Annotated in this window: 34 protein-coding genes; 27 read left to right on the top strand and 7 right to left on the bottom strand. The window is 47.1% G+C overall.

The features are described from left to right. Positions 1 to 270: 270 nt before the first annotated feature. From B3W37_RS06155 to B3W37_RS06140, 4 genes are all read right to left on the bottom strand, one after another. A complete protein-coding gene (locus B3W37_RS06155) occupies positions 271 to 669 on the bottom strand; it encodes a DUF2178 domain-containing protein (protein ID WP_483169934.1) in 399 nt (132 codons plus the stop codon). Beyond that, positions 662 to 874: a helix-turn-helix transcriptional regulator gene (locus B3W37_RS06150; protein ID WP_483169935.1), complete on the bottom strand. Its 213-nt coding sequence runs from the start codon at positions 872 to 874 to the stop codon at positions 662 to 664. Before B3W37_RS06150 ends, B3W37_RS06155 begins: the two co-directional genes overlap by 8 nt. A 235-nt stretch (positions 875 to 1,109) precedes the next feature. Beyond that, on the bottom strand, positions 1,110 to 1,856 hold the full coding sequence (locus B3W37_RS06145) for an SIMPL domain-containing protein (RefSeq protein ID WP_483169936.1): 747 nt from the start codon (positions 1,854 to 1,856) through the stop codon (positions 1,110 to 1,112). Positions 1,857 to 2,465: 609 nt separating this feature from the next. After that, a complete protein-coding gene (locus B3W37_RS06140; protein ID WP_483175085.1) occupies positions 2,466 to 3,233 on the bottom strand; it encodes a tyrosine-type recombinase/integrase in 768 nt (255 codons plus the stop codon). 303 nt (positions 3,234 to 3,536) lie between these two features. Here B3W37_RS06140 and B3W37_RS06135 point away from each other — a divergent pair, with 303 nt between their 5' ends. Further along, positions 3,537 to 3,770, top strand: a complete 234-nt coding sequence (locus tag B3W37_RS06135) for a CPF_0552 family protein (RefSeq protein WP_483175084.1) — start codon at positions 3,537 to 3,539, stop codon at positions 3,768 to 3,770. 176 nt (positions 3,771 to 3,946) lie between these two features. After that, positions 3,947 to 4,291, top strand: a complete 345-nt coding sequence (locus tag B3W37_RS06130) for a hypothetical protein (RefSeq protein WP_483175083.1) — start codon at positions 3,947 to 3,949, stop codon at positions 4,289 to 4,291. Positions 4,292 to 4,453: 162 nt separating this feature from the next. Here the strand turns inward: B3W37_RS06130 and B3W37_RS06125 are convergent, their stop codons facing one another. Both B3W37_RS06125 and B3W37_RS06120 read right to left on the bottom strand, forming a co-directional pair. Then, on the bottom strand, positions 4,454 to 4,663 hold the full coding sequence (locus tag B3W37_RS06125) for a hypothetical protein (RefSeq protein WP_483175082.1): 210 nt from the start codon (positions 4,661 to 4,663) through the stop codon (positions 4,454 to 4,456). Next, positions 4,656 to 5,126 (bottom strand): hypothetical protein, encoded by a 471-nt coding sequence (locus B3W37_RS06120; protein WP_483169939.1) that lies wholly within the window; start codon positions 5,124 to 5,126, stop codon positions 4,656 to 4,658. Before B3W37_RS06120 ends, B3W37_RS06125 begins: the two co-directional genes overlap by 8 nt. A gap of 394 nt (positions 5,127 to 5,520) precedes the next feature. On the opposite strand from B3W37_RS06120, the gene B3W37_RS06115 reads away from it, so the two are divergent. Genes B3W37_RS06115 through rsmI form a run of 9 tightly spaced genes read left to right on the top strand, consistent with a single transcriptional unit; the run spans position 5,521 to position 11,920 of the window. Next, entirely contained in the window at positions 5,521 to 5,742 is a 222-nt protein-coding gene (locus tag B3W37_RS06115) for a sigma factor G inhibitor Gin (protein ID WP_481042054.1), read from the top strand. Positions 5,743 to 5,771: 29 nt separating this feature from the next. Then, positions 5,772 to 7,202 carry an aminotransferase class I/II-fold pyridoxal phosphate-dependent enzyme gene (locus B3W37_RS06110; protein ID WP_483175081.1) on the top strand — a complete coding sequence of 477 codons (1,431 nt, stop codon included), beginning with the start codon at positions 5,772 to 5,774 and terminating at the stop codon, positions 7,200 to 7,202. 19 nt (positions 7,203 to 7,221) lie between these two features. After that, on the top strand, positions 7,222 to 7,863 hold the full coding sequence (tmk, locus tag B3W37_RS06105; protein WP_483175079.1) for a dTMP kinase: 642 nt from the start codon (positions 7,222 to 7,224) through the stop codon (positions 7,861 to 7,863). Continuing rightward, positions 7,853 to 8,302: a YaaR family protein gene (locus B3W37_RS06100; protein WP_483169943.1), complete on the top strand. Its 450-nt coding sequence runs from the start codon at positions 7,853 to 7,855 to the stop codon at positions 8,300 to 8,302. Before tmk ends, B3W37_RS06100 begins: the two co-directional genes overlap by 11 nt. A 23-nt stretch (positions 8,303 to 8,325) precedes the next feature. Beyond that, positions 8,326 to 9,288, top strand: a complete 963-nt coding sequence (locus tag B3W37_RS06095) for a DNA polymerase III subunit (RefSeq protein WP_483175078.1) — start codon at positions 8,326 to 8,328, stop codon at positions 9,286 to 9,288. Between the two features lie 27 nt (positions 9,289 to 9,315). After that, a complete protein-coding gene (locus tag B3W37_RS06090; RefSeq protein ID WP_483175077.1) occupies positions 9,316 to 9,999 on the top strand; it encodes a PSP1 domain-containing protein in 684 nt (227 codons plus the stop codon). Beyond that, positions 9,980 to 10,321 carry an initiation control protein YabA gene (locus B3W37_RS06085; RefSeq protein WP_483175086.1) on the top strand — a complete coding sequence of 114 codons (342 nt, stop codon included), beginning with the start codon at positions 9,980 to 9,982 and terminating at the stop codon, positions 10,319 to 10,321. The genes B3W37_RS06090 and B3W37_RS06085 overlap by 20 nt, the downstream gene beginning before the upstream one ends. After that, positions 10,318 to 11,070, top strand: coding sequence for a tRNA1(Val) (adenine(37)-N6)-methyltransferase (locus B3W37_RS06080; RefSeq protein WP_483169947.1), 753 nt, complete (start codon positions 10,318 to 10,320; stop codon positions 11,068 to 11,070). The genes B3W37_RS06085 and B3W37_RS06080 overlap by 4 nt, the downstream gene beginning before the upstream one ends. A 25-nt stretch (positions 11,071 to 11,095) precedes the next feature. Continuing rightward, positions 11,096 to 11,920, top strand: a complete 825-nt coding sequence (gene rsmI / locus B3W37_RS06075) for a 16S rRNA (cytidine(1402)-2'-O)-methyltransferase (protein ID WP_483175076.1) — start codon at positions 11,096 to 11,098, stop codon at positions 11,918 to 11,920. Between the two features lie 10 nt (positions 11,921 to 11,930). Here rsmI and B3W37_RS06070 read toward each other — a convergent pair whose 3' ends face one another. Beyond that, positions 11,931 to 12,179: an AbrB/MazE/SpoVT family DNA-binding domain-containing protein gene (locus tag B3W37_RS06070; RefSeq protein WP_481043062.1), complete on the bottom strand. Its 249-nt coding sequence runs from the start codon at positions 12,177 to 12,179 to the stop codon at positions 11,931 to 11,933. Positions 12,180 to 12,548: 369 nt separating this feature from the next. On the opposite strand from B3W37_RS06070, the gene metG reads away from it, so the two are divergent. The 16 genes from metG (at position 12,549) to B3W37_RS05990 (ending at position 25,746) form a co-directional block, all read left to right on the top strand. Further along, complete coding sequence (metG, locus tag B3W37_RS06065; protein WP_483175075.1) at positions 12,549 to 14,486, top strand: methionine--tRNA ligase; 1,938 nt, start codon at positions 12,549 to 12,551, stop codon at positions 14,484 to 14,486. A 58-nt stretch (positions 14,487 to 14,544) separates the two neighbouring features. Then, positions 14,545 to 15,330, top strand: coding sequence for a TatD family hydrolase (locus B3W37_RS06060; protein WP_483169954.1), 786 nt, complete (start codon positions 14,545 to 14,547; stop codon positions 15,328 to 15,330). 259 nt (positions 15,331 to 15,589) lie between these two features. Continuing rightward, the gene (locus B3W37_RS06055) at positions 15,590 to 16,549 is read left to right on the top strand and encodes a 3D domain-containing protein (protein ID WP_483175074.1); all 960 of its coding nucleotides are present in this window, start codon (positions 15,590 to 15,592) and stop codon (positions 16,547 to 16,549) included. Between the two features lie 115 nt (positions 16,550 to 16,664). Further along, on the top strand, positions 16,665 to 17,177 hold the full coding sequence (locus B3W37_RS06050; RefSeq protein ID WP_481042076.1) for a YhcN/YlaJ family sporulation lipoprotein: 513 nt from the start codon (positions 16,665 to 16,667) through the stop codon (positions 17,175 to 17,177). Positions 17,178 to 17,300: 123 nt separating this feature from the next. Then, on the top strand, positions 17,301 to 18,155 hold the full coding sequence (rsmA, locus tag B3W37_RS06045; protein ID WP_483169956.1) for a 16S rRNA (adenine(1518)-N(6)/adenine(1519)-N(6))-dimethyltransferase RsmA: 855 nt from the start codon (positions 17,301 to 17,303) through the stop codon (positions 18,153 to 18,155). 6 nt (positions 18,156 to 18,161) lie between these two features. Beyond that, positions 18,162 to 18,638, top strand: a complete 477-nt coding sequence (locus B3W37_RS06040; protein ID WP_481042080.1) for a ribonuclease H-like YkuK family protein — start codon at positions 18,162 to 18,164, stop codon at positions 18,636 to 18,638. A 160-nt stretch (positions 18,639 to 18,798) separates the two neighbouring features. Continuing rightward, positions 18,799 to 19,077 (top strand): Veg family protein, encoded by a 279-nt coding sequence (locus tag B3W37_RS06035; protein ID WP_481042084.1) that lies wholly within the window; start codon positions 18,799 to 18,801, stop codon positions 19,075 to 19,077. 129 nt (positions 19,078 to 19,206) lie between these two features. Next, positions 19,207 to 20,019 (top strand): hypothetical protein, encoded by an 813-nt coding sequence (locus B3W37_RS06030; protein ID WP_483169958.1) that lies wholly within the window; start codon positions 19,207 to 19,209, stop codon positions 20,017 to 20,019. 299 nt (positions 20,020 to 20,318) lie between these two features. Continuing rightward, positions 20,319 to 20,885, top strand: coding sequence for a hypothetical protein (locus tag B3W37_RS06025; protein ID WP_483169959.1), 567 nt, complete (start codon positions 20,319 to 20,321; stop codon positions 20,883 to 20,885). Positions 20,886 to 20,937: 52 nt separating this feature from the next. Further along, entirely contained in the window at positions 20,938 to 21,159 is a 222-nt protein-coding gene (locus B3W37_RS06020; protein ID WP_483169960.1) for a hypothetical protein, read from the top strand. 124 nt (positions 21,160 to 21,283) lie between these two features. Continuing rightward, positions 21,284 to 22,147, top strand: a complete 864-nt coding sequence (locus B3W37_RS06015) for a patatin-like phospholipase family protein (protein WP_481042092.1) — start codon at positions 21,284 to 21,286, stop codon at positions 22,145 to 22,147. Between the two features lie 109 nt (positions 22,148 to 22,256). Continuing rightward, positions 22,257 to 22,424, top strand: a complete 168-nt coding sequence (locus tag B3W37_RS06010; RefSeq protein WP_481042094.1) for a ribbon-helix-helix domain-containing protein — start codon at positions 22,257 to 22,259, stop codon at positions 22,422 to 22,424. 246 nt (positions 22,425 to 22,670) lie between these two features. Continuing rightward, positions 22,671 to 23,252, top strand: a complete 582-nt coding sequence (gene spoIIR / locus B3W37_RS06005) for a stage II sporulation protein R (RefSeq protein WP_483175073.1) — start codon at positions 22,671 to 22,673, stop codon at positions 23,250 to 23,252. Between the two features lie 102 nt (positions 23,253 to 23,354). Continuing rightward, positions 23,355 to 24,299, top strand: a complete 945-nt coding sequence (ispE, locus tag B3W37_RS06000; protein WP_483175071.1) for a 4-(cytidine 5'-diphospho)-2-C-methyl-D-erythritol kinase — start codon at positions 23,355 to 23,357, stop codon at positions 24,297 to 24,299. Beyond that, on the top strand, positions 24,271 to 24,960 hold the full coding sequence (locus tag B3W37_RS05995) for a GntR family transcriptional regulator (RefSeq protein ID WP_481042100.1): 690 nt from the start codon (positions 24,271 to 24,273) through the stop codon (positions 24,958 to 24,960). The genes ispE and B3W37_RS05995 overlap by 29 nt, the downstream gene beginning before the upstream one ends. A 12-nt stretch (positions 24,961 to 24,972) precedes the next feature. After that, positions 24,973 to 25,746, top strand: a complete 774-nt coding sequence (locus B3W37_RS05990; protein ID WP_481042102.1) for a nucleotidyltransferase family protein — start codon at positions 24,973 to 24,975, stop codon at positions 25,744 to 25,746. Positions 25,747 to 25,943 lie beyond the last annotated feature (197 nt).

The raw sequence follows: 25,943 nt of genomic DNA, 5'->3' as shown, positions 1-25,943 counted from the left end.
TTTTTCTGGGTAGAATTGCAGTTCAGCTGTGGGCGCCGCCAGTCAGGCCTTTGGGCCTTCTATTTGGCGGCACTAGGTGCCAGAATGGCACCGTCGGAGTAGGACGTTGCCCCCCTTTCGGGGACACTGATGCGCCTCCGCTTCGCTTCGCGCAATCAAGGAAGCAGGATTAATGATTTTTCTGGGTTTGGTTAGCCAACCGGGGCAGGCCGTGAGGCAAACGGCAGGGGAAAGGCTGCCTGCCCCCCTGCCGTGCCCAGCTTGCACAAGTTAAAATTTGCGATTGTAATAATAATAGCTGCCAACATATAATCCCAGTAATGCACACAGGCACAGGCCTAATAAGTTGTAAGGAGTTACTTGGATTTGCGGACCCCAGATTGATCCCACGAGTATGATGACTGCAAGAGATATTGCATATATCCTAATGGCGCCATAAGCGGCCATACCGGCTAAAGACCAGGCCCGTTCATCATAAGGATTCATGCCCTTTTTCTGCATTTCACTGATACGACGCTGCTTTATTTCCAGAGAACCTGCTGCTGCGATTACACCTATCAACAGCCCCATACCAAAGGAACTATTTCCTGCTGCTATCTGCCACACGGCTATGCCGGCAATCAGCGCTAATATCAAATGTTTCATAAGCCGCATATTAGTGTTAGTCATTTTTACTACCTCCTTCATTGAGAAGAAATAGCTCTTCAATACTGATGTTAAAGACTTTAGATAAACTATAGGCCAGGATAATGGAAGGATTGTATTTCCCCTTTTCTAACGAAATAATAGTTTGTCTGGAGACACCTGCCTGGGCGGCAAGTTCTTCCTGAGTCATGCCTGCCTTTTCTCGCATTTCGCGCAGGCGATTATTCATAATCTCACCGCCTTATTGTAGTGTAAAGCTAGCTTTACAGATAGTATAAGATCTTATGCAGGTAATGTCAAGTGCGCTTTACAACGGGGTATTGGGATGGCAATTACCACCTTCATTCTGCTGTTCTAAAGGAACGGCCCCGATGGTTACACGGCCACGTGGCGACAAAGGGGGGGCCAGCTGACGGCATTTTGTCCAAAATGCCGTCAGCTGGACCCCCCTTTGTCGCCCTTGCTTATTTGTTTACCTCAAATTCACAGTTCATCACCGCGGTTATTTCTTTGTCCAGGGAGCTGGTGTCGTTTATGCCATAATCGGAGATCTCGTTTGAATATAAGGGTGTAATCTGGAAAACGCCCATTTTGGCACCGCGCAAAGCCCCCACTTTACTGTTGGAATTGGAGGCTATCTGTTCCGCTCTTTTGAGTGCATCCTGGGTTGCCAATGACAGCATCTCCACTTTTAGATCGGCAATCTTGGTATAAAAGAACTGGGGCGGGTTGGAATAGAACTCTACCTCTTGATTGATGAGATCGGTGGCTTCCCTGGACAAAGCGGCCACCTGGTCAACTTGATCAGACCTGATCTCAACATTTTGGCTGAGTCTGTAGCTTTCCACTTGGTTGGAATACTGGCCGTTTGCCAGCAGAACATAACGGATATCAGTATTGATGGATGAGAAAATAATGTCCTTTTCAGTAAAACCCTTTTCAACCAGGTAGTTTTTCACCTTATCCTGACTGTTTTTAAGTTTTGCATAAGCTCCGGTGAGTTCCGGGGACTGAGCCGTAAACATGCCGGTCCATACCGCCAAGTCCGATTTAAGCTGCTGTTTGGCAGAACCGGTTACGGTAATTGAATTTCCGCTGGCTTTAAGCTTCAACATGCCATTACTGACAATCCATGATGAGAGCATCAATCCGACCGCAAGAACCGCCGCAACTGCTATCCAGGTCCACTGAAGATTCGCTTTTTCCTGCACCTTCCCAAACCTCCCCTTTTGTTATTACTAGTTATACGAATTAACAATAGAGTAATTACAAATATATGGAGGTTTTAAGAAATGTTAGGCAGGCACGGTCGCCAGGATTAATTTACTTTTCCAGGCAGGCAAAAGAATCGTCCCCGTGCCTGCAGTCTGGGTCATATAGAGCTATATCAATGAAGGCTTTTAGAAAGGACTTGTTGGCTTTATCTTTTCTAAATACCAAACTTAAGTAATTAGCATCAAAATAATGCCCCAATGATATAAACCTGAAATCCCTCTGGGCAAAGGCCGGAAGATCGCTAACTATCGTCGCAAAGGAAATCCCCAGACCCATTTCGACGTAAACAGCACTCAGTTCGATATTAAGAGGATTCCATGATCACGCGATAGGTTAAACCGCTTTCGTCAAAATACCTTTCCAGCTTTTTGCGAGGAGTTAAACCTTTCGGGGGCAAAATCAAAGGGTATTGCGAAATATGACCCAACGATTAGGCATCTGAACCCGCCTTGTTGGCGATCTTGTGCAGGGGTTAATGAATCAGGGTACCTAAAGCCTTCTTTCTCAATTAAAGGGCAATTTATGGGGGGCAGCACCAAGAAGAGTTATGCCGCCGCCGCAATGAAAGCTGATGCAAATCCGTACACTTCAGTCATGTAACGCCCCAGCCGCAATTCCCTGACCCCGGTCTTAACATCGCATATCCGTGCCAGTCGGCGCAGAGTCCGGTAGACACTGCCTGGTTTTAGCGACCACCCCGGGCCTCCGCCGACCAGCAAATAGTCCCCGCGCAATATGGGCCTTAATATCATGTAATGCTCCAGGGCCAGGCAGGCCCGGGCATGTAGTGCTACCAGGCGCTGCCCCGCAGTGATGGTGTTGTTGTCCGGGCTCCAGCTCTCATCATACTTCAGGCCGCACAACTCCCGGACAGTTAACCCGGCGTAGAGCAGTTCCACCACCGCACGATCACGAACATTCATCATATCTTTGTGCACTTCGGCCCGCAGCGTTTGGACATCCTGCCAGATGATCTGCATATCTTCCCGCCGCAACGCATTGCGGCCGGCGCGTGTGACCAGTTCCAGCGGATTGGCCGCCAGCATCCCCCGCTCCATCAGAAAGCGGGCCAAGGCGGATAAGGCCGAAAGGCGCCGGTTTACTGTGGACGGCCGCAGACCTCGATTATTGAGGAGGTACTGCTTGTAAGCCTCCACCCGAGCGGGGGCCAAATCCTTGCACAGACCGGATTTCCTCCCCTGCCCGCCGCTGTACTGGCAGAACTCCGACAATGCCCGGACATAGCTTTTCACCGTCGGCTCCCTGCGCCCCTGGCGCCGCAGGTAAGCGGCGAAGCACACCCTATAACTCACACCATCGCCTTCTTTACAGATATTTAATACATGGTATGCGGATGGGGAAAAATGGTTAGTGAAAGAGAGCTTAAAACCCGGATGGCGCTTAAAGAAACATCTCAGCGAACGGGCGAAGTCTTGAAGACCAGCGGCTGTTAGACGATTGCGGGCTTGAAATGCCCTTTAGAAAGGCCAACCGAGCCTTGTATTAATTGCAGTCCAAAATGCCAAGCTATATAGAGCATTCTGAGTCCAGGAGGCGTTGGGCTTGATGCAGCGATTACTATGTAAATGAAAGGGGTCTTTTACATGGGTCCAATCATGGCTATCAAAACCAATGACCGGCCCGACCATGCGCCCGATGTACAGGAGATCTTAACCAGCTACGGGTGCAATATCAAAACCAGGGTGGGATTTCATGATGTCAGTGAAGACCAGTGCTCGATGGATGGTTTGATTATGTTGCAGTTGTTTGGGAAGGAAAAAGATATCCAGGCCTTGTTCGATGAGCTGGACACCGTTGAAGGGGTAAAGGTCAAGTTTATTGATCTTTAAATCACATAGCGTCAGATACGGCCTTGGTTAGAAGTAACCTCTTCTGTTAAAACAAAAACGTAAATCAAGAGTGAATGAAAAATACAGGGCTGACAAAAGCCCTGTATTACTCTGAGCTAATATAAAAATTGGGGCGGATACCGGCACAGGCAAGGGGACAGTCCTTCTGCCTGCCCTTGGCTTTATACTGGAATATTCCTCCCGGTAACGAAGCGATAACGGTGTCTATGGCCGTCATCACGAGTAGACAACCTAAGAAACGATCGGTGTATATGCCGGCCATTACCAATATTAATACTGAGGCTGGTGATATTTATCAAACGGTGGCGATGATCATCCACTCTAGCTGTGCGCACATTATATCTGTGACGATGTCTGCCACTGCGGGTCGGCAGCAGATTTACCCCGGTACGCCCGGAAAAGCCGTGGCGGTGATTATCATTTATTTGAGTTCTGCCGGAAAAATTGTGTACATGTCTTCTTCGGTTGTTAGACATAGTGCACCTCCTTTCTATTTATGACATTATATGGAGTAATGGTAAAAATGTTACTAAACATAGAAGGAAGCAGTAGAATCAACATAAAAATAAAAAGGGACAAGGTTTAAAGTACCCCTGCCCATTTATTAATAGCCGGCGCCTAGCACCGATAATTTTCAGTCATCGTTGCCTTCAGGAGGACATTCACAAGCTCCAGCTAATTGCTGGATTGCCTTGAACGAAGGTTGCTCCGGGTGTGGCATTTGCACTCCAAGTGACCGGTACTTCAACACAGATAAGCTGATGAGATACTGTAAAGACACAGGTTCCTTTGATCTCACCAGTGCAGGTTCCGCTACTGATCTCTTCCGGGGTCGGAAACAGGTTTGAAAGGCAGGCATTCAGTTCAATCATCACATTCCACACAGTCTTCGCAGTCTTCGAGTGAAGTTCTCAGACAGTCAACCCCGGGCTCACCCACCTGGGCTTCAGCGCCGAAATGGATAGGTACCTCAACGCAGATTTCCTGAGAAATGGTGAAATAGCAAATCTTCTCTTTGGTTCCGGTGCAGCGTACATTTGTTACTACCGGTTCACTGCAGCATAACGTATGGGTAGGGCCGGGAACAGAAAATGGTTTAACAGCTACCGGTACAGATACAATCGCTCTTTGATAAGCGGTTTTAACACAAGTAGTATGTTTGCTGACTAGTTCTTTACAATCATCTTCATATTTAGAATTATGCTGTCTTTCCATATTCACATCGGCATCACAGGCTTCGACGCATTCCGTATTGATAGGCGGCCTGGGCTTTGCTTTAGCGGCATGAACATGAAACCTTCCCCACTTAATGGGCGCATTATTATTTTTAAACATGGCACTCCACTCCGTTACTATATAATTTTGTATATAGTATTAATTTAGCTTTCCAATTGCTACTATAATGGCTCTAAAAGGAACACAATCTTAAACATTTGTGAAAAGGCAACAATGGGACTGCCGTTAATAGCTTAAATCACCGGCGGAGAAACGGGCGGAAGTAAGACTGGCTTTGTATTAGATAGCCAGTAGCATCGATTAAAACATTAATAAAGACTGCTCAGAAAAGGAAAAGAATGGTACAATCGTCTTTAGAGCCAATCATATCTGGTGTTAATATACGGAGATGCTGCTAAAATAAGGCTTTGATTACTTATAGCACTTAGCTGGTTATGTGCATACTCTAGGTATACCAGGATAATCGGTAAATCCAACTAAAAGGAAGTATCAAATGCAAAGCAACCCGTTATCTTCTGTAAGAAAACCGGTGTACCGCGACTGTGTGGTGCCGCGCTGCAGCGTTTGCCATCAAATCCCTCAGGCGGGTATTCGCGGAGGACTTAAACTGGGGAAAGCCTTTTTGTGTCATGAATGCGAAGCAATATTGATGGAAACCCCGGTAGGCAGCGCTGAATATCACCGCATTATGGACGGGCTACGTTCGATCTACTAACCTGTGGCTGTTTACAGGGAGTATGCAATTTGTGTTCAACAACACCGGTATTTGCTGCAATAAATGAATACTGTCAGATTTCAGGTTTGAGGCTGCATATGCCTGGACATGCTGGTCGTAAAGATGCCTTTCCTCCTTCATTCCAAGGCATTATTGATTTTGATTTAACTGAAATCAGCGGTCTTGATGACCTGCACTGGCCTTCTGGTCCTATAAAGGCAGGGCAAGAATTAATGGCCCGGGCCTTCGGTGCTTCTTCGAGCTATTTTCTGGTAAATGGGGCCAGCTCAGGCATTCACAGCTTTTTTTTGGGGCTGGGGCAGAACGCCAAGATTATGGTTTCGCGTAATGCCCACAGTTCCTTTTTTGCTGGTATGGTATTTAGCGGAGCCAATCCCGTTTATATCCCCTGCCAGGTAAATGACGATGGTTTAGCGTTGGCAGTTACAGAAGAGAAGATTACAACCCTCTTAGAAAAGCATGCTGATGTAGATGCGGTTGCACTGGTGAGTCCCAGCTATTATGGGACGACCTGTCATATTGCAGACATAGCGGCTTTGCTTAAAAACCGTAAGATTCCCTTGATGGTTGACGAGGCCCACGGGGGACATTTTTATTTTCATCCCGAGTATCCCCGCACAGCACTTTCCGGGGGCGCAGACGTGGTTATCAACGGATTGCACAAAACCCTGCCGGTATTAACCCAGGGGGCCTGCCTGCACATTGGAGAATCATGTCCTAGCCCGGATCGATTTGTAAGAGCCTGCAGTCTTTTAACTACCACCAGTCCTTCCTACCTGATTATGGCCTCTATCGATTTGGCCAGGGATTGGATGGAATGCCACGGCCAAGAAGCCTTAGAGCGGGCTCTTGGCCTTTCGCGTTATTATCGCAATAAAATTAACAGCATAAGAGGGATTCGCTGCTTATCTCAGGAATTAATGGTAACAGGAGTGGAAGCGATAGATCCCTTGAAAATACTGATATCGGTGCAGGGCCTGGCGGAAGATGGGTTTGCCGTCTCCAAGCGGCTGCGCGACGATTGGAATATAGAAGTAGAATGGAAATCCCGAGACATCATTTTGGCCATGATGTCCATCTTCCATGACCACGAGGACTGGGAGCGATTATATCAGGCGCTATACCGGATCTCCCGGCATATCGGCTGCAAAAGTCCGGCGGTAAGAACAGCGACCCCGCAGTTGCCTGCCCCTCAAGTACAAATGAGCCCCCGGGAGGCTTATTTTGCGGCCAAAACTGCAGTGCCTCTGAAGGATAGCGTGGGAAAAATCTCCGGGGAAATGGTGGTTCCCTATCCACCCGGAATTCCCTGTTTGCTTCCGGGAGAAATTGTCTCTCCGGAAATTTACATATACATGGTTGAATTGATCAACACCGGGAGCCATGTCCAGGGATTGGATCCTGATCTGGACAAAATAAGAATCATCGATCAAACTTAAACTGATTAGGAGCATTGATATGGGTGAAGGATTGCTGATCAGCCTGGAAGGCATAGACGGAAGCGGAAAAACCACCTTAATTCAGTATTTGCAGGAAGTATGGCAGGAGTATCCTCTTATTAAGATCAGAGAGCCCGGAGGAACGGTGATATCAGAAAAGATCAGAGAACTGTTGCTCAATGTGGAAAACCGCCACATCACGCCCCGCACAGAAGCCTTATTATATGCCGCCGCCAGGAGTCAGGTAGTAGACCAGTTGATAAGGCCTTCCCTGGAACAAGGGAAAATAGTGCTTGCCGATCGCTATCTTGATTCAACCATTGCCTACCAGGGTTATGGGCGGGGGTTGGACTTGCAGTTTCTTTATACGTTGAACCGTTTATGCACTGATGGGCTTTTACCGGATGCCACCATTTTGTTGGACTTGGAGCCAGGAATTGGAGAGTTGAGACGAAATGGCGAAGCAGCCGACCGGCTTGAAAAAGAAGGCCGCGAATTCCAGGCCCGGGTGCGACAGGGATATTTGGAGCTTGCCCGTCAAGAATCGGAACGCATCCATATTATTGATGCCGGTCGGGCATTTGCAGATGTGGCCGCTGATGCGCTCAACTGCCTGCAACAATTACTTATGAGCCGGGGGTGGAAGCCGGTTGCGTATTGATCGTGACGGTAAAGGTATAGAACGGCTGAGAAATGCCCTGGGAAGCAATGTTTATGAAGTAAAAAAAACCAGCCCGGCACAGTTTGAACAGGAGCTGCGCCAGCACCAGGAAGCTGAAATACGCCAGATTATGGGGGCTATTTTGCAGGAGGTAGACCGCATAAGTGAGCGATTGCGGCACAGATTGACGGTTCATGACTTGTTGCTGTATAAAAGCCGGATCAAGGATTTTCTCAAAGAAGCCGGTTCCAGAGCATATTTGTTGAAACAGGATGTAGGCGCTAACCGGCGCGGCAGGACCATACTAATTACTATAAAGACCATCGATACAGAAGTGGATAATCTGTTAAATGACTTCATGAATAAGAAACAGGATGCTGTGGATATACTGGCTGCCATAGATAAGATCCGCGGCCTGCTGGTGGACTTAATGATATAATCATGTCGTCTGGAGAATGAGTAATGGATGATTTGTCAAAGATAATTGGCCAGAATAAAGTAGTCGATTTTTTGCGCACCTGCGTCGATAATCAAAACCTTAGCCATGCCTACCTGTATTATGGGCCTGCTGGCGTAGGCAAGATGACTGCTGCCATAGCCTTTGCCACAGGTATTCTGGCCAGGGAAGACCCCGCCGGAAGAGTTCTTTTGACCGACCGCGCCCATCCCGACCTGTTCATCATTGAACGGATGGCGGATAAAACCCGCCTGAGCAAGGATCAGATCAGCAAAGAAATGCAGCCCTGGCTGGCCTTAAAGCCTTACCGCGCTAAACACCGCTTTGTGATCATTCGTGATGCCCATTTGTTAACTATCGAAGCTGGCAACGCTTTGCTCAAAATCTTGGAAGAGCCGCCTGAGTACGCTATATTAATACTGGTGACGGATGAAGCGGCCATAATGGAGACCATATTGTCCCGCTGTCAGCCGGTACGCTTTCAAGCCGTCAGCGAAGAGGACATCGTCGCCGTTTTGACAACACGGGGAATAGATGTTGAACAAGCCCGGCGTGCGGCACAAGTCAGTCAGGGCAGTGTAGCCGCGGCCCTTGACATCGCACAGGAAGCGGGCTTGTCTGAGAAATGGGATCTGGCCCGCCACGCTTTCGTGGCATTGGCCCGGGGGAAAATGGCGGCCTTGTTTGAAGCCGCAGAGGCCATTGAGAAGGCCCCCAATTTGCTCAGTTACATGCTCTCCACTATACTAAGAGATGTATATGTTTATCGGTCTACTGCCAATCCAGCTTTGTTGATGATCAGCGAGCATGAAGACCTGATAAATTCCCTTCCCGCTGCAGCTCTGGATAGAATTGGAGCTGCCGTGAACAGGGTGCAAGCCCTGCAAAAACAATTGCGCTATAATGTGAACCCTCTCACCCTGGGGATTAATATAGCTTACGCGGTTAGAGGGGTTTTTTGGGATTAAAGACCGGATATTAAGGAGGTTACTGCTGTGGCGTGGGTAGTTGGAGTCAGATTTAAGCCCGCTGGGAAAATATATTATTTCGAATGCGAAGATCTGGATCTGGAGGAATTGGACCTGGTGATCGTCGAGACTGTCAGGGGTATCGAATGCGGCCTTGTGGTGATGGGCAAAAAAGATGTTCCGGAAAAAGACCTGGTTCTACCATTGAAGAAAGTCATCAGAAAGGCTAGTGATCAGGATAAGGCCAATTATGAGAAAAACAAGCAAAAAGAAAAAGAAGCTCTGGAAATCTGCAAGCAGAAAATAAATGTGCATAAACTGCCTATGCGGCTGATTGATGCCGAGTACACTTTCGATATGGGCAAGATTATCTTTTATTTTACAGCTGAAGGGCGGGTCGATTTTCGGGAGTTAGTCAAGGATTTGGCGGCTATCTTCAAGACCCGCATTGAACTGCGGCAAATCGGGGTGCGGGATGAAGCTAAAATGCTTGGCGGGATCGGGACCTGCGGGCGGGAATTATGCTGCAGCAGTTTCCTGGGGGATTTTGAGCCGGTATCGATAAAAATGGCCAAGGAGCAGAACTTATCTTTGAATCCCGCTAAGATATCAGGCATATGTGGCCGATTGATGTGTTGCCTGAAATATGAATCGCAGCTGTACGACATAAAAGCACAGGAGGGCCGCAGCCATAGACCGAACAGTCGCTGAGTTAAAAACCATTCTCCGGGATATAATTCTGGAGGTAGGAGAATTAAAAGAGCGAGTAGCCTTACTGGAATTGGCAGTTCATGAAAAAAGGAATGACCTGACAGAACAGCCGGCGAAAGCGCCTGCCTCGTTAGAGGGGGAAGGTCAGTTCGATGCAAGAACTGATGCTGCGGGCTGCGGTCCGGAGGATAACATTCCATATGAAAATAGCCTCAAAAAATTTTACCAGGATGGCCGCCATATTTGCCCCATGGCATTTGGCGAGGAAAGAAGCGAAGGCTGCTTATTCTGTGCGGCTATGCTGGCCAGGGGTGAGATATGATCGGATTCCGTGAGGAAGCCAGTGAATCTTGGGACGATTTGATTTTAGGCGGGTTAAAGATCATTCAGCCCCGACGAGGCTACCGCTTCTCTATTGATGCGGTTTTATTGGCTCATTTCCCGGATTTAGATCAGGTCCGTCAGGCAATAGACCTGGGAACCGGTACCGGCGTGATCCCCTTGCTGTTATCCCACCGGAAACCCGCCTTGAAAATTACCGGTGTAGAGATTCAGCCAGATATGGTAGAAAGGGCCAGGCAAAGCGTTAAGTACAACAGGCTGGAGGAGCGCATCGTCATACAGTGCCAGGATATCAAGGCCATACCCGGGCATATGCCGGGATCGCAAGCTGATTTGGTGATATGCAATCCGCCTTTTTGGAAAGCGGGCGAAGGCAAATTGAATCAAAACCGGGAAGAGGCTATTGCCCGCCACGAGATCGAGGTTAAATTAGCCGACATCACAGCGGCAGCGGCACATTTGTTAAAAGAAGAGGGCCGCCTGGCCATGATCCACAGAGCGGAACGCCTGGAGGAAATCCGAAAGGAATGCGGCAAATGGGGGCTAAGAATTACGCGCCTGAGAATGGTGAAATCCTTTGCCGCTGATAAAGCCAAATTGGTCCTGGTAGAGAGCTGCCGGCGGGAAGAAGATTGCTTATACCATGAAGACCCGCCACTTATAATCTATCAAGCTCCGGGTATTTACAGCCAGGAAGTAGAATCGATTTACAATCACCGCATCAAATAGAAGTGACCGGGGAAGTGAGATCTCCATGGGAATACTGTACATATGCGGAACACCAATCGGCAATCTGGAGGATGTAAGCATCCGCCTGTTAAAGACCCTGCGCAGGGTAGACCTGATTGCCTGTGAAGATACCCGCCACACCATTAAACTCTTAAACCGCTATAAAATAAAGAAGAAGCTGGTGAGCTATCATCAGTATAGCGGACCCAAACAGGAGAATTATATAGTAGCAGAATTGTTAAGCGGCAAAACAGTAGCTCTGGTTACAGATGCCGGAATGCCTGGGATATCCGACCCCGGCCTGGGCGTGATTCAGAAGGCGATCGCTTCCGGGATTAAAATAGAAGTTGTGCCGGGTCCTTCAGCCGTCATCGCCGCCCTGAGCATGTCCGGAATGGAAACCGAAGGCTTTTTTTTCCGCGGCTTTCTGCCTGCCCGCAGCAGACAGCGCTTAACCGCCCTCAGCGAGCTGGCGCACATAAAGAACACTCTGGTTTTTTACGAGGCGCCGCACCGTCTTTTAAATACCCTTGAAGACATGCTTGGAATATGGGGAGACCGGGATTTGGTAGTTGCGCGGGAACTCACCAAAATACACGAAGAAATCTTGAGGGGGAGCATCTCAACCGCTGTGCAGCACTTTAGCGAAAATGCCCCCCGCGGGGAATTTTGCCTGGTGGTGGCAGGCTGCCGGCCACCGGTTAAATCCGCCGACCTTCACACGATCAGTTTAGAAGTGGACGAATTGATAAAGCAGGGAATGGGAAAAAAAGAAGCCTTCTTGATGAAGGCGCGGGAATACGGCTTGAAAAAATCAGACATATATAATTACTACGAACTCCATAAATAGTGAGTATGTATCAGCCTACTTGTTTACCCAGTTCCAAAAGGCAAGATCTGCACAGGTTCTTGCCTTTGTAGTTAGCTACTTCTTCGGCATTACCACAGAAAATACAGGCGGGCTCGTATTTTTTGAGAATGATTTTTTCGTTGTCAACGTAGATCTCCAGAGCATCTTTCTCTTCTATTCCCATGGTCCGTCTTAACTCGATAGGTATCACGATGCGACCGAGTTCATCCACTTTTCTTACTACGCCGGTTGACTTCATCATATGCTGCAATCCTCCCTCGTTTTTACGATTAACTTCCGAAACAAAGTATACCAATGCTGGCAGAAATAGTCAAGAAATATGGTGAAAATTAGTAATATTGCTGGCATATTAGCTAGATATAGGGCATAAATATGTGGTAAATGTCGAATGACCTTCTGAGGTTTTAATTTCGCAAGCAGTAGTATTGGTACTGCAGTGATACCCCGCCAGAAATCGCTGATGGATTAACATTATAAATTGTGTGGTAAACTATAGGGGATAGACCGCGGTATAAACAGGTTTAGCAAAAAACGGGAAAACCATTGTATTTGGCGAAAACTGCTTTATACTGGTTGGGGAAGGCATAAACAGACAGGAGGGTCCAAGTTGTCAGAGCGGAACCGTTTCTATATTACAACCCCCATTTATTATCCCAGCGATAATCTTCACATCGGTCATGCCTATACTACCGTGGCCGCTGATTGTATAGCCCGCTTTAAAAGAATGCAAGGTTTTGAAGTATTTTATCTCACCGGCACGGATGAGCACGGCCAGAAGATAGAGAAGGTTTCCAAGGAAAAAGGCCAAGAGCCTCAAGCTTATGTTGATGAAATCGTGGCCAGCATCAAATCTTTATGGGATACGATGCTTATCACCCATAATGATTTCATCAGGACTACTGAAAAGCGGCATGAAGATGTGGTGCAAAAAATATTTCAAAAGGTCTATGACCAGGGCGATATTTTTCTTTCCAAGTACGAAGGCTGGTATTGCACCCCCTGTGAAACCTTTTTTACGGAAAGACAACTGGTGGACGGGAATTGTCCTGACTGCGGACGAGCCGTGGAACTGCTGCAGGAGGAGAGCTATTTCTTCAATATGGGCAAATATGCTCCGCGCCTCCTGGAACATATAGATAAGCATCCCGAATTCATTCAGCCTGAGTCCCGGCGCAATGAGATTGTCAATTTTATTAAAAGCGGGCTGGAGGACCTGTGTGTTTCCCGAACCACGTTTAGCTGGGGTATTCCGGTGCCTTTTAATAATAAGCATGTGGTATATGTATGGTTTGATGCTTTGATCAATTATTTGACTGCCGTCGGCTATTTGCAGGATGAAGAGCAATTCAGAAAGTTCTGGCCTGCCGACGTGCACTTAATGGCCAAAGACATTGTTCGTTTCCATGCGGTAATTTGGCCCACCATGTTGATGGCCCTTGATCTTCCCTTGCCGAAAACGGTTTTTGCTCATGGCTGGATTATGCTGGAAGGCGGGAAGATGTCGAAATCTAAGGGGAATGTGGTAGATCCCCGAACCCTGGTGGGAAAATATGGTGTGGATGCGGTTCGCTATTATCTGGTAAAAGAACTCAGTTTTGGGCAAGACGGGATGTATTCTGAGGAAATGCTGGTAACCAGAATAAACTCGGATCTGGCCAATGACCTGGGGAACCTGATCAGCCGCACCGCCGCCATGGTAAGCAGGTATTTTGAGGGTATTATCCCCGGTCCGGCGGAAACCGGCAGCCTGGATGAGGAGCTTAAGCAGACCGCGCGAACAGCCTGCCAGGAAGCTACCGCCAAACTTGAAAAGCTGGACTTCTCAAGTTATATCCTGGCGGTGATGAAACTGGTGGCCCGGGCCAATAAGTATATTGATGAAACTGAACCCTGGCGCCTGGCCAAGGAACAGGCCAGCCAGGGCAGATTGGGAACGGTTTTATATAATCTGGTAGAATCGATACGCATTGCAGTAGTTTTATTAGCCCCCACTATGCCTACTCTGGCAGAAAGAGTCAATATGCAGCTACCGGTATTTACCGATCCTGCACAATTGAGCTGGGATATGGCAGGCCAATGGGGCCTGACGGAACCTTCCCGGAAGGTTGCCAAGGGGCCGGCTTTGTTCCCCCGAATTGACCTAAAGACACTGGAGGAAGACATGACAGCAGAAGAAAAAACTCTAGCCCCGGTAGAAAACGAGCCGCAAGGCGACGGGTTGATCTCTATTGAAGACTTTGCCCGCTTGGATCTAAGAGTAGCCCTGGTACTGGATTGCTACAAAATGGAGAAAACCGACAAACTCCTGGTCTTAAAGCTGCAGGTGGGAGATAAGGAGCATACTGTGGTGTCAGGAATCGCTAAAGCCTATCAGCCGGAGGATCTGATCGGCAAGAAAGTTGTATTGCTGGCCAACTTGAAACCTACCAAACTGAGGGGTACGCTTTCGGAAGGCATGATTCTGGCCGCTTCAACCGAAGGGGATGATAACCTGGAAGTATTGATGATAAACAAGGATCTCCCCAGTGGCAGCCGTATAAAGTAGCCGGGTTAAAAATAATCGCCCGGGATATAAAAGACCAATAAGAGGAATTAAAGTAATAGTGGAAAAACATAATGAAACACTTATTGACAGCCACGCTCACCTGCAGGACCGGGCTTTCACAAATGACCTGGATCAGGTAATGCAGAGAGCTGCGGCGGCCAATATCGGGAAAATTATATGTGTAGGCTACGATTATGACACTTCCCTGGAAGCGGTGCGTCTGGCCCACGAATATCATCAGGTTTATGCGGTAATTGGGGTTCACCCCCACGACGCCAAAACCCTGACCGCCGACATCATCAACAAGCTGTATGTCCTGGCTAGAGATCCCAAAGTGGTTGCCATCGGAGAAACCGGTCTGGATTTTTACCGGGATTTGTCCCCCCGGGACATACAGCGTCAGGCTTTTCTGGAACAAATCAAAATTGCGGCTGAGTTGTACAAACCTATTGTTATTCACGACCGGGACGCCCACCAGGAAGTGATGGACATTATAAAAAAAGAAAAGGCTGGTCGCTGCCAGGGGGTAATGCATTGCTATTCCGGTCACCTGCCTATGGCCATTGACCTGATGAAAGAAGGTTTTTATATCTCTTTCGCCGGGCCATTAACCTATAAAAATGCTAAGAAGACTATAGAAGTAGCCTCGCGCCTAACCCTGGAGAGAATTCTCATCGAAACCGACTGCCCCTATCTTGCGCCCGAACCGGTACGGGGAAAACGCAATGAACCAGCCAATGTGATGCATGTGGCCGCAAAACTAGCCAGCCTGAGACAAAAGAGCCTGGCCGAAATCGCCTATCAAACCAGTCTCAATACCTGCCGACTCTTTAACCTATCCTGAAATTAAACCGATAAATTATGGCTTAATTCGAGATTATTATCGGTCAGCCCATCCGCCATTTCAGCATAGTTTTTGCCCTTCTCAGAATAAAATAGGGACAACTGGAGCATAATCTATCATAGTATAACAACATATGGAATGGCTTCCAGTTATAGCCATATTATTTGACTTTAAGACGGGCTTTCTATACAATGGATGATACCTCGATTCCATTTTCAAGGAATAGCTCGCAATGCCTTGAGAAGGGAGGAGAACCGTGATGAAAATAAAAAAAGGCGCATATCTATTTGCAGTGGTCTTTGGTCTGGTGATCTTTGGAGTCAGTTTAGTTTTTGCTTTGCAGAAGCCGGTGGCTATTGCGGTAGATGGGAAAATTATTAAAGATCAGGTATTCTTTAGCTGCAGTGTAGCTCAGGTGTTAGAACAAAATGGGATAGTCCTGGGTGAATACGATCTGGTTCAGCCTGATTTGAATGCCGCTGTACAAAAGAACACCAATATCAATGTAATTCGAGCATTTAAGGTATTTGTGATTGCTGATGGACAGAAAAAGGAGCTTATTCCCCCGCCGGTACCGATAAAAGAAGCCATTGCTGAAGCCGGCATTACGCTGGGGGAAAAAGACCTGGTCAAAACCATGGCCAGCGAATTGACTCAGCCCAATCAGGAAATTGAGATCATTCGGGTAAACGAACAGGATACTCAGGAGGAGGCCGTCCTGCCTTATGGAGAGGAGCGCACGGAAGACAACACCCTGGAAAAGGGATTGACCAAAACCCTGCGGCCAGGGGCAAACGGCGCCGTACTCAATACAGTACGTATCACCTATCATAATGGCCAGGAGGTCAAGCGGGAGGTTATCGATAGCAAAACTACCGTACAGCCAGTGAACAAGATCGTTGCGATGGGCAATATTACTTCAGTGTCACGCGGCAATCTGCGATTGAGTTTCAAACAGGCTCTTTATGCCCGGGCCAGTGCTTATACCTACACTGGCAACAATACCGCAACCGGCACGAAACCGGCCGTCGGCACAGTTGCAGTCGATCCCTCGGTGATTCCCCTGGGATCCCGCTTATATATCGAAGGTTATGGATATGGCACTGCCTGTGATACAGGCGGGGCGGTTTATGGCAATAGAATCGATCTGTTCATGGAAGACCGCGGCCAGTGCCTCAAATGGGGAGTACGTAACGTCAAGCTCTATATACTAGATTAAGTCTGTTAAAAACCAGGAAGGGAGGCCCTTCCTATTTTTTTTGCCAATTATTACCTGAGTTAAATTACCACCGGGACCAGAAAATAAAATTACTGATTGTGGAGGTGGAAGTTGATTGAAAAGAATAATAGCGCTATTACTCTGTTTGGGGTTATTGGCTGCTCTTGCCGCGGGATGTCAAAAGCCTGCTCAAAAGCCTGAGACACCACAGCCAGAGACATCCGGGCTCACCACCAGTGACCGCCGGGTAATATCTGACAAGTTATCAAAACAGGCCCGGCAGGTCGAAGGCGTGCAAAATGCCACAGTGGTTCTGACTGAAATGGGGAGCGATACGGTAGCCCCCAGCCCGACTCCGGGAGAAACCCAGGTTCAAGGATTAGTGGCCATGGTTGGAGTTACCATTAAATCCGGTGCCGACGAAAACAAAGTGAAAGAGGAAATCAGGCAGAAATTAAAAGCTGTTGACTCACGGGTGTCGCATGTATTGGTTACTACAGATCCAAACCTGATCAGGAAGATTAATGATGTAGCGGCTGGTTTGATCGATGGTAAGCCGTTTCAAACTATGAAAGATGATATCAACGCCATCAACCAGCAAATAAAGAAAGATAACCCCAAACCTTAACTGGCCAGGCCCGGGCGCGTTTAAGAAAGGGACCAAAGTCCCTTTCAGTAAACGCGTTTTGGCATATTTGATGTATAATGTGTAATAAGTCCCCAAAAGGGAAAAGGGACAGGAGAAAGTAAATTGTCCAATGTAAAACAGGTTTTAAACCATTTTCAGTTGGCCCCCCATAAAAGATGGGGTCAAAATTTCCTGACCGACAACAATATTGCGCGCAAAATAGTAGAAGAGTGCCACTTAAACGCTGAAGATTATGTGGTGGAGATAGGGCCCGGACTCGGAGCCTTAACCCCGCTGCTGGCCAGAAAATGCCGAAAGTTACTGGCTATTGAGATTGATCGAGGCATGGAACGGCCTTTGCGTGAGGCTCTAAACGGCATCGATAATGCCACGCTGCTTTTTGCGGACGTATTGTCGATTGATATGGAAGCGGAGATTAAGAAAACGTTCAATTTGGAAGAATTATCATCATTTAAGGTCTGTGGCAATATACCGTATAATATAACCAGCCCGATTATATTCTACTTGTTGGAATCGTGCCCGCATCTCGCGCAGGCCGTTTTAATGCTACAGAAGGAGGTGGCAGAGCGGTTAAAAGCTCAGCCAGGCAGCAAAGATTATGGACTGCTGACCTTGAGTACCAGATATCATTGTGATGTAGAATACATAACCACTGTTTCGAAACATTGCTTTTATCCCCAGCCGGAAGTGGAATCTGCGGTAATTTCATTGAAACCTATAGCCGGGAAGAGGATTCAGGTTGGCAGTGAATTTCAGCTTTTCAGTTTTATGAGGGTTTGCTTTCAAAAAAGGCGCAAAACCATTCTCAATATCAGCAGCAGTCATTTTCGTTTGGAAAAAGAGGAGGCCGCCCGCGCCCTGCAAGGACTGGGAATATCCCCTCAGGCCAGACCCGAAAACCTCGTTTTGGATCAATTCGCACAGATAGTCGAAAGCTTTGCACCACAGGAGGTTTGATTTGAGATGTCTTTCTATAGTCCCAGCAAAGGTGAACTAGAGCTAACCGAAGTGGTGGAAGATATTCTGGCATACATAAGTGAAGATTTAAACCGGACCTATAAATTGATCGTAGGCAGTGATTCCCACCCCCGGGTAACCAATACTTGCTTTGTGTCGGCGATTATTATTCACCGTCAAGGTAAGGGCGCCAGATATTATTACAACAAGACTTATGAGGTTCGGGTAAAATCCCTTCGCCAGCGAATTTTTTATGAAGCCTCCCTTAGCCTCGAATTGGCCGACCAGCTGGAACAATTATTAAGGCAAAAGGGCTGTGAAGATATGGAGGTGGAGATTCATCTTGATATCGGTACACATGGCGAGACCAAGGAACTGATTCGAGAGATCACCGGTATGGTAATCGGCTGCGGTTTTAATGCCTGCATAAAGCCGAATGCATGTGCTGCCAGCAAAGTAGCCGATAAGCATACCAAGCATTAAATACTAAAGTATTTTGAAAAAACCAATCAAGTCCAGATAAATCTCAATTATCATGTTGACAGGAAGGACGTTTTTTTATATACTGATTGGTCAAGTATTGACATGTACTGCTTTGTGATATACAATTATTATGATAAATGAGCAAAGCAGGTGGATGAGTATGAGTTCTCCCAGGGCAATATCTGACATCAAGAAGGATCTTGAGTCTTTTGTGGGCAGCAAAATTCGCCTAAAGGCCAACCGGGGCAGAAACCGTATTATAGAAAGGGAAGGCATATTAGAATCCATTTACCCCAACATTTTCGTAGTCAAGCTTGACGAGAGGAAAATCGAAAGAAGAGTATCTTACAGCTATGCTGACGTATTAACCGAGACGGTGGAGCTGTTCGTATACGATACCGCAGATGAAGAGTTCAGAATCCCATCGGTAAATCCATAAAAGGTATTAAAAAAACTGCACCCAAAGGTGCAGTTTTTTTATATGTGCAGGCGGGGACATAGTTGGCAAACGGCATCCATATAAATAGACCAAGAAGTATGACTGTCTAGGGAAAGGAGTATTAGTGACTTGCCGAAGATTTGGTCACCAGTTATTCTTGCCCAACTGGACTCCCCGCAGAGCGTTGCCATAGATCGTGTTTATCAGCTTAACAAATCCTACCAATCTATAGAAGACCTGCGAGTAAAAGTCCAAAGTTGCAAGGCCAATAGCCATGGCAAATATGTAGAAAACATAATCCGATTAAGTATCCTGGCTCTATTACAGGAGCCCGACCATAAACCGGATTTGGTGCGCTTTGAGGATGAACTCAAAGAATGGCTGCCGCTTCATTGCTTTGATCCTCCCGTACAGCTCAAGCCTGAAACCGGAATGATTGTTGAACCGGACAAAGTTATCTGTGAAGGTGAACTGCAGGATCGGATATTAAGGGTGAAAATTCATTTTAATTACACTATTTTAGCGGTACAGCATGAAGCCGTAGATCTGAGCGAAACCCTGCCGTCAGAACTGCCCGCCGATCTGGAGCCCTACTATCCAGGCCAGATTATACTTGAAACCATTCGTAATCTGGAATATGAAGTACAGCGGCTCTCCCAGGATAACGACAGACTGAATCACCGCATTATGATCTATGAGAAAAACCTTACCGGTTTAAAAAATGCGCTAAGGAAGGCGGAAAACCGCAGTCAGGCGCTTGTCAATCAATTGATGCAATCCAACCGCATGAAACAGGATTTGCAGGAGCAGCTCAACAAAAAAGAGGCGGCTGCCAGTTTACAAAACTCATGGAAAACCGCTTCTAAAGCGGAGAATAGCCGGATTAACCTGAGGGATAAGATCAGGCACCTTTTTGCCCTGGGGAAATCGGCTGCTTATTAAAAAACAATCAAACCCGGAGGCGGTGTCTCCGGGTTCAGACCATCGACAAAAGCGAATAACTGCGTTGCTCAATAGGCCCGCTCAATCAACGTACTATTTGTACGCCTCAATCGCGGGCCTATTGAGCGCCTTGCTCTTCGCTTCCGTCGCTCGCTCTGCACAGCTTGTTGATTGTGCGCCCTATAAACCACGATAATCACACTTTGCCACCATCCCTCATAGTATATCCTAGAAATTTGCCCAGACAGATTTCGCGCTACAAATAGAGAAAAACAAGAATACCAAGGAGGGAAAGTATCGTGGCTGACCTTAAATGTGAATTTCCTGAGGGTTGCATGTTGGATTTATGGGCACAGGTGATAAAAGCCAAGTTCTGTGAAAAACAGGTTAAAGTATTGGACACCGTCTTCTGTGTACCGGATGAACAAGTCGGAGGAAAGATTCGTGCGGTTGAGGACATTAAAGTCAAGGTTATTCAGGCCTATGAAGATCTGAGCTGTTACAACAAGGTTAAAATCTTTATAGAATTTGAAGTAATTCTCTTCGTAATTGTTGGAAACGAATATCAAATCATCACCGTAAGTGACTGTTATAGTCAGGTCATTGAACTGGACGAATTTGATCCGCCGCTCAGCGTTGAAGAGTTTAGAGAAGAGGTTGATCAGTCTGAAATCTGCCTGAGAAACTGGAGTTTTGACTACGAGATATTGGGCAACAGCGAAGATTCTAGCAACCCGGCCAACCTGTCCCAACCGCTTAACGGCACCGCCATCTGCTTGCGGGTTTTTGTTGACATTATTGACAAACTGGGCAAAATGCATTGTGTTATAGTATACGGGGAAATTGATCCCGACGAGTGCAAATAGCATAATGGTCGATGCTCGGCGTAATGCCGGGCATTTGTTTTTGGAGGAATCAATGAGGAACCTGAAAAGAATCGAACGGCCGACGAAAAATGCCATGCGTGCCAGGCTTGAAAAAGTTTTACAGCAATACCAGGATATAGACCTGATCATCAGTCAATTCCACCGCGAAACAGAGCATGATGACTACAGGCGATTTTGGGATGAAATTCAGCGTAACAACAACGAATTGATTCAGCAGATCTCCAGGTATATGGTGGTGCGCTGCAACCGTTGAATATAGGGTAAAGCAGGTGCTGCTTTTAATGGACCCGTTAACCGGTTAATTTTGGCTGAGATGTCACTACTGTGAACTATTGCATAGTATAGAATACATTACATTACATCCTGGAGAGTATACCATGAAAAAACTGGGATTGGCACTGGGTGGAGGGGGATTAAAAGGCCTGGCCCATATCGGGGTTTTGCAGGCTTTGGAGCAGAACGGGATCAAACCGACATTTATTTCCGGCACCAGCGCCGGGAGCATTGTGGCCGCCTTATACGCCAGCGGAATGAAACCGGACCAAATGGCTATGCAGGTGAAGCAGCTTAAACCATGTGACTATCTGGATTATAATATTGGCGGCTTGATAAAGTATATTATAGGACTTTTATTGCCGGGGAGCCATTGGCCCCTGCAGGGGGTAATAAAAGGCCGCCGCCTGGAGCGGCTGATGTATAAATGGACTCGAGGATTGACCTTGAACCAGATTAAAATACCCACAGCCATTATTTCCTGTAATATCAATACCGGCTATGAGGTGGTATTCTGCAACCGCCGCATTCCCACTGGGCAGCGGCGGGTGCAGGTATTGCACCAGGCCCTTTTGAGCGAAGCGGTGCGATGCAGCACCGCCATTCCTGCAACCTTTGTACCGCGAAAATATGGCGATATGCTCATGGTGGACGGCGGACTCAGAAGCATGGTGCCTGCGTGGGTGCAAGTCGCCATGGGAGCAGAATATATCCTGGCCATTGACCTCGGGCAGGAGCAATACCACAGTGATGTGGACGGCATACCTGCTCTGATTTCCCGCAGCCTGGAGATTTTGACCTATGAGACCTCGGTGATGGATGAACAGCTATATGCTGATATGGTGCTTTTCCCGGTATTGGATAACATAGGTTTGGGTGATATTGATAAAGCTGACTGGATTATAGCACAGGGTAGGCAAGTTATGGAAAGGCGGATCGAGGAGTTGATCAAAGCCTTAAGTGCCTAAGCCGGTAACATAACCGCTTTTGTCAACATATAATATTCACAAAGTCATAGCGGTGATAAACCAATCGCCTATTCCACATAACCTAGCTGAAGCGGGGAGGAGGTTTTAAATGGCAACTGATAAATTCGAACATGCCACTTTTTACTTGACCAGAAGTCAGGTTAACGATATCAAGGAATTGGCTAGAAAGAACCAGATTTCTCGGAGTGCTTTAGTCCGCATGATCATTCGCGAATATTTATCCCGTATCCAGGAAGGGCAAGACCGATCCTCCTAAGAATTAAAATAAATGGCGAAGCCGGCGTAACTTCACCATTACTTCATAAGACAGCGTTAAGCTGTCTTTTTTATGTGGTTATAAAAACCATAATATTTAGACTTGTCCAGTATAAAGCACCTTAGAAAATGGCATTTTATATGATGTATAAATTAATGGCTAGAATCTAATGCGGATTTAAGCCAACAGTCGGGTTTATATCTTTCCATTTAGGAGATACTCCAATTTGAAGGGAGGTTTTGCTGCATGAAAAAAATTTCATTTCTTCTACTCGGAATAATCTTATTGATCATGGTTGCATATGTATGGGAAGATATCCGGGGTACATCGCTGAGCCAGGATGTGCTTCGATTACACGTTATTGCTAACAGTGACAACCCCAGTGACCAGCAATTGAAACTTATGGTCAAGGATCAGGTGGTTGCACAGATGCGAGAAGTCCTGGTAGACGCCCCGAATGCGGACCAGGCCCGTCAGATCGCTATCAGAGAAATACCCGCCATTAAAAGAAGCGCTGAGGAAACCATCGCAGCGCATGGCTATGACTATACGGTTGATGTCGAGGTGGGACAGTACGCTTTTCCCACCAAGAGCTACGGCAATCTGGTATTTCCGGCTGGGGATTATCAAGCGGTTCGGGTAATCATAGGCGAGGGACAGGGCAAAAACTGGTGGTGTGTACTCTTTCCTCCCCTGTGTATGGTATCTTCTTCAGATCAGGGCCTTAGTCTGGACAGCCCCCAGCAGGCGGAGATAACTCTGAAATGCTTGAAGTTCTTGCCCAAGGGTTTGCAGATCACCTTTATGGGAAAACAGCACGAAGGATAAATCATGAATCATAATTCCTCTAACCCCCCTAATTAAGGGAACGGCCCAGTCGTTCCCTTTTCCTTTGTGAGGATATATAATGTAAAAAAAATGGGGGATAATATGGAAACGCTTATAATTGAAGCGCCGGCCAAGGTGAATCTGACCCTGGACGTCAAGTATAAAAGGGAAGACGGTTATCATGAATTGGAGTCAGTAATGCATCAGATTAACCTGATCGATCGCATTACTATACGTGAAGGGCCCAAAGGGACCATCAACTTGCGCTCCAATCATCCGGCCTTACCCAACGACCAGGGGAATCTGGCTTATAAAGCAGCGCACCTTCTCTTGACAGAATATGGGCATGGGGAAGGGGTGGACATCAGTATTGAGAAGAATATCCCGCTGGGAGCAGGGTTAGCCGGAGGCAGTACAGATGCTGCCGCAGTTCTGTGGGGCATGGACCAAATCTTCGGTTATAAGCTGGAATTGGCAGTTTTAATGAAGGCCGCCACGAAATTGGGGTCAGATATCCCTTTTTGTCTTTTGGGACGGCATTACTGGCCGGATGCAGACCAAGCCTGTCCGGGTTTACCAGGAGCTACGGCTATTGCCCGTGGACGAGGTGAGGTTTTAGAAGAGATGCCCAACAGGTATCTGCCCTGGATACTCCTGGTTAAGCCTGATTATCAAGTCTCAACTGCCCGAGTATACCAGGGTTTACGCCCTGACGAGATCAGGCAAAGGCCTGATACTCCAGCTTTTCTTGCAGCCTGGCAGGATTGTGATATGATGAATATAGCCAAAAATCTAGTGAATGTGTTAGAATCGGTAAGCATAGGGATCTACCCGGAAATAGCCTCTATCAAAGCCGATATGATCAAGTATGGCGCCCTTAACGCCTTGATGTCCGGCAGCGGGCCAACCGTTTTCGGCATCTTTGGCGAAGAGAAAGCTGCGGATCAGGCCAGAAAAAGATTTTTAGAGCATTATAAAGAAGTGTTTTTGGTATCATCTTATGGCAGGGGTGAGAAAAGTGCAGGAACGAAGATTGCTACCGGTTAATCTAGACTCCTACAAACCGCTTAGGGAACTGGTCTTAGAAGCAATCAGGGAAGCCATAATTAACGGCACCCTCAAACCCAGAGAACGTCTGATGGAAATACAAATGGCAGAAGAACTTGGGGTTTCGCGGACCCCTATACGGGAAGCTCTGCGAAAGTTGGAATTAGAGGGCTTTATCGTCATGGTTCCGCGCAAAGGAGCCTATGTGGCGGATATTTCCACCAAGGATATAGCTGATGTATTCGAGATCAGGGCTTCGTTGGAGGGATTGGCTGCTGGTCTTGCGGCGGAGCGAATTACTGATGAAGAGCTGGAAATTATGGAACGCTGCCTGGTGATCAAAGCGGAGGCTATTGCCACTGCAGATTTTGATAAGCTGGTTGACATCGATACCAAATTTCACGAAGCTATTTATAAGGCCAGCCGTAATGAACGATTATGGGCCATCGTAAATAACCTTCGTGAGCAGATCCAACGATTGCGCATGACTTCTTTGTCTGTTCCGGGACGGATGTATCAGTCCTTAAAAGAGCATCGCGCTATTGTAGAGGCTATACAATCCCGTGATGTCAGCCTGGCACGGCAGTTGGCGCAGGATCATATTGAAAATGCCGAAAATGTTATGATGGAATCGATTAAACGGGATGGTTTGCCCAGATAGCGAGGAACTGTGATGCTATATGATGCTATCATTCTGGCCGGGGGACAGAATGCCTCTGAGTTGAAAAAGATAGCGCCCTATGAAAACGAAGCCTTGATTATAATCGGCAACAGCCCCATGATTAGTTATGTTTATCGGGCCCTACGGGCTTCCCAAAACGTTGGTCGAATCGTTATCAGCGGTCCAGTTAAAGATCTTCGCGTAATACTATCTAAAGACCCCGATCTGCTGTTCGTTGAAGGCGGTGAAAACGCCATGGCAAGCTTTGCCAATGCAGTCGAACTGCTTAAAGAACGGCATATGAGTGAGAGCCTTCTGGTTATGCCTACCGATATTCCGTTTATCACTACAGCTGCGATTGACGATTTTATCGCTCAATCGGAGCAGTACCATGCCGATTTCTTTTATCCTATAACCAGTAAAGCAGTAAATGAGCATAAATTTCCCGGGGTTTCCCGAACTTATGTCAAGCTCCGGGAAGGAATTTTTACCGGAGGCAACTTGTTTATCATTCGCAGCCGGGTTATTAATCAGGTCATGCATATGGCCCAAGAGCTGGTCAAGAGAAGAAAAAGCCCCCTGGCTATGGCACGCCTGTTCGGGCTGGGATTAGCCCTGCAGTATCTCTTAAACAGGCTTTCTATACCAGCGGTGGAAAAGCGCTTTGCGGAAGTGATGGGGATTAGCGGAAAAGCTCTGATTTCTGATTATGCCGAGGTCGGAGTAGATGTAGACAAACCCAGCGATCTGCATTTGGCCCAGACCTATCTGGCAGGATCAATCTAAAAAACCATAGGCTATCTTCGCGGCTTTTTTATCAGAGCTTAGTATGGTTTTCAGGTTTCCATTTGGTTTAGACAGGAAATTGTTATTTCTATGTAGAATTCTAATAATTCTCAACTATTTACACGCTTTTTATAAAAGCGTGCCAGACCGTCGACAAAAGCGAATAACTGCGTTGCTCAATAGGTCCGCTCAATCAA

The organism is Syntrophomonas sp. UBA5494, from assembly GCF_002426325.1.
This window is presented reverse-complemented; position numbering and strand designations above follow the sequence as displayed.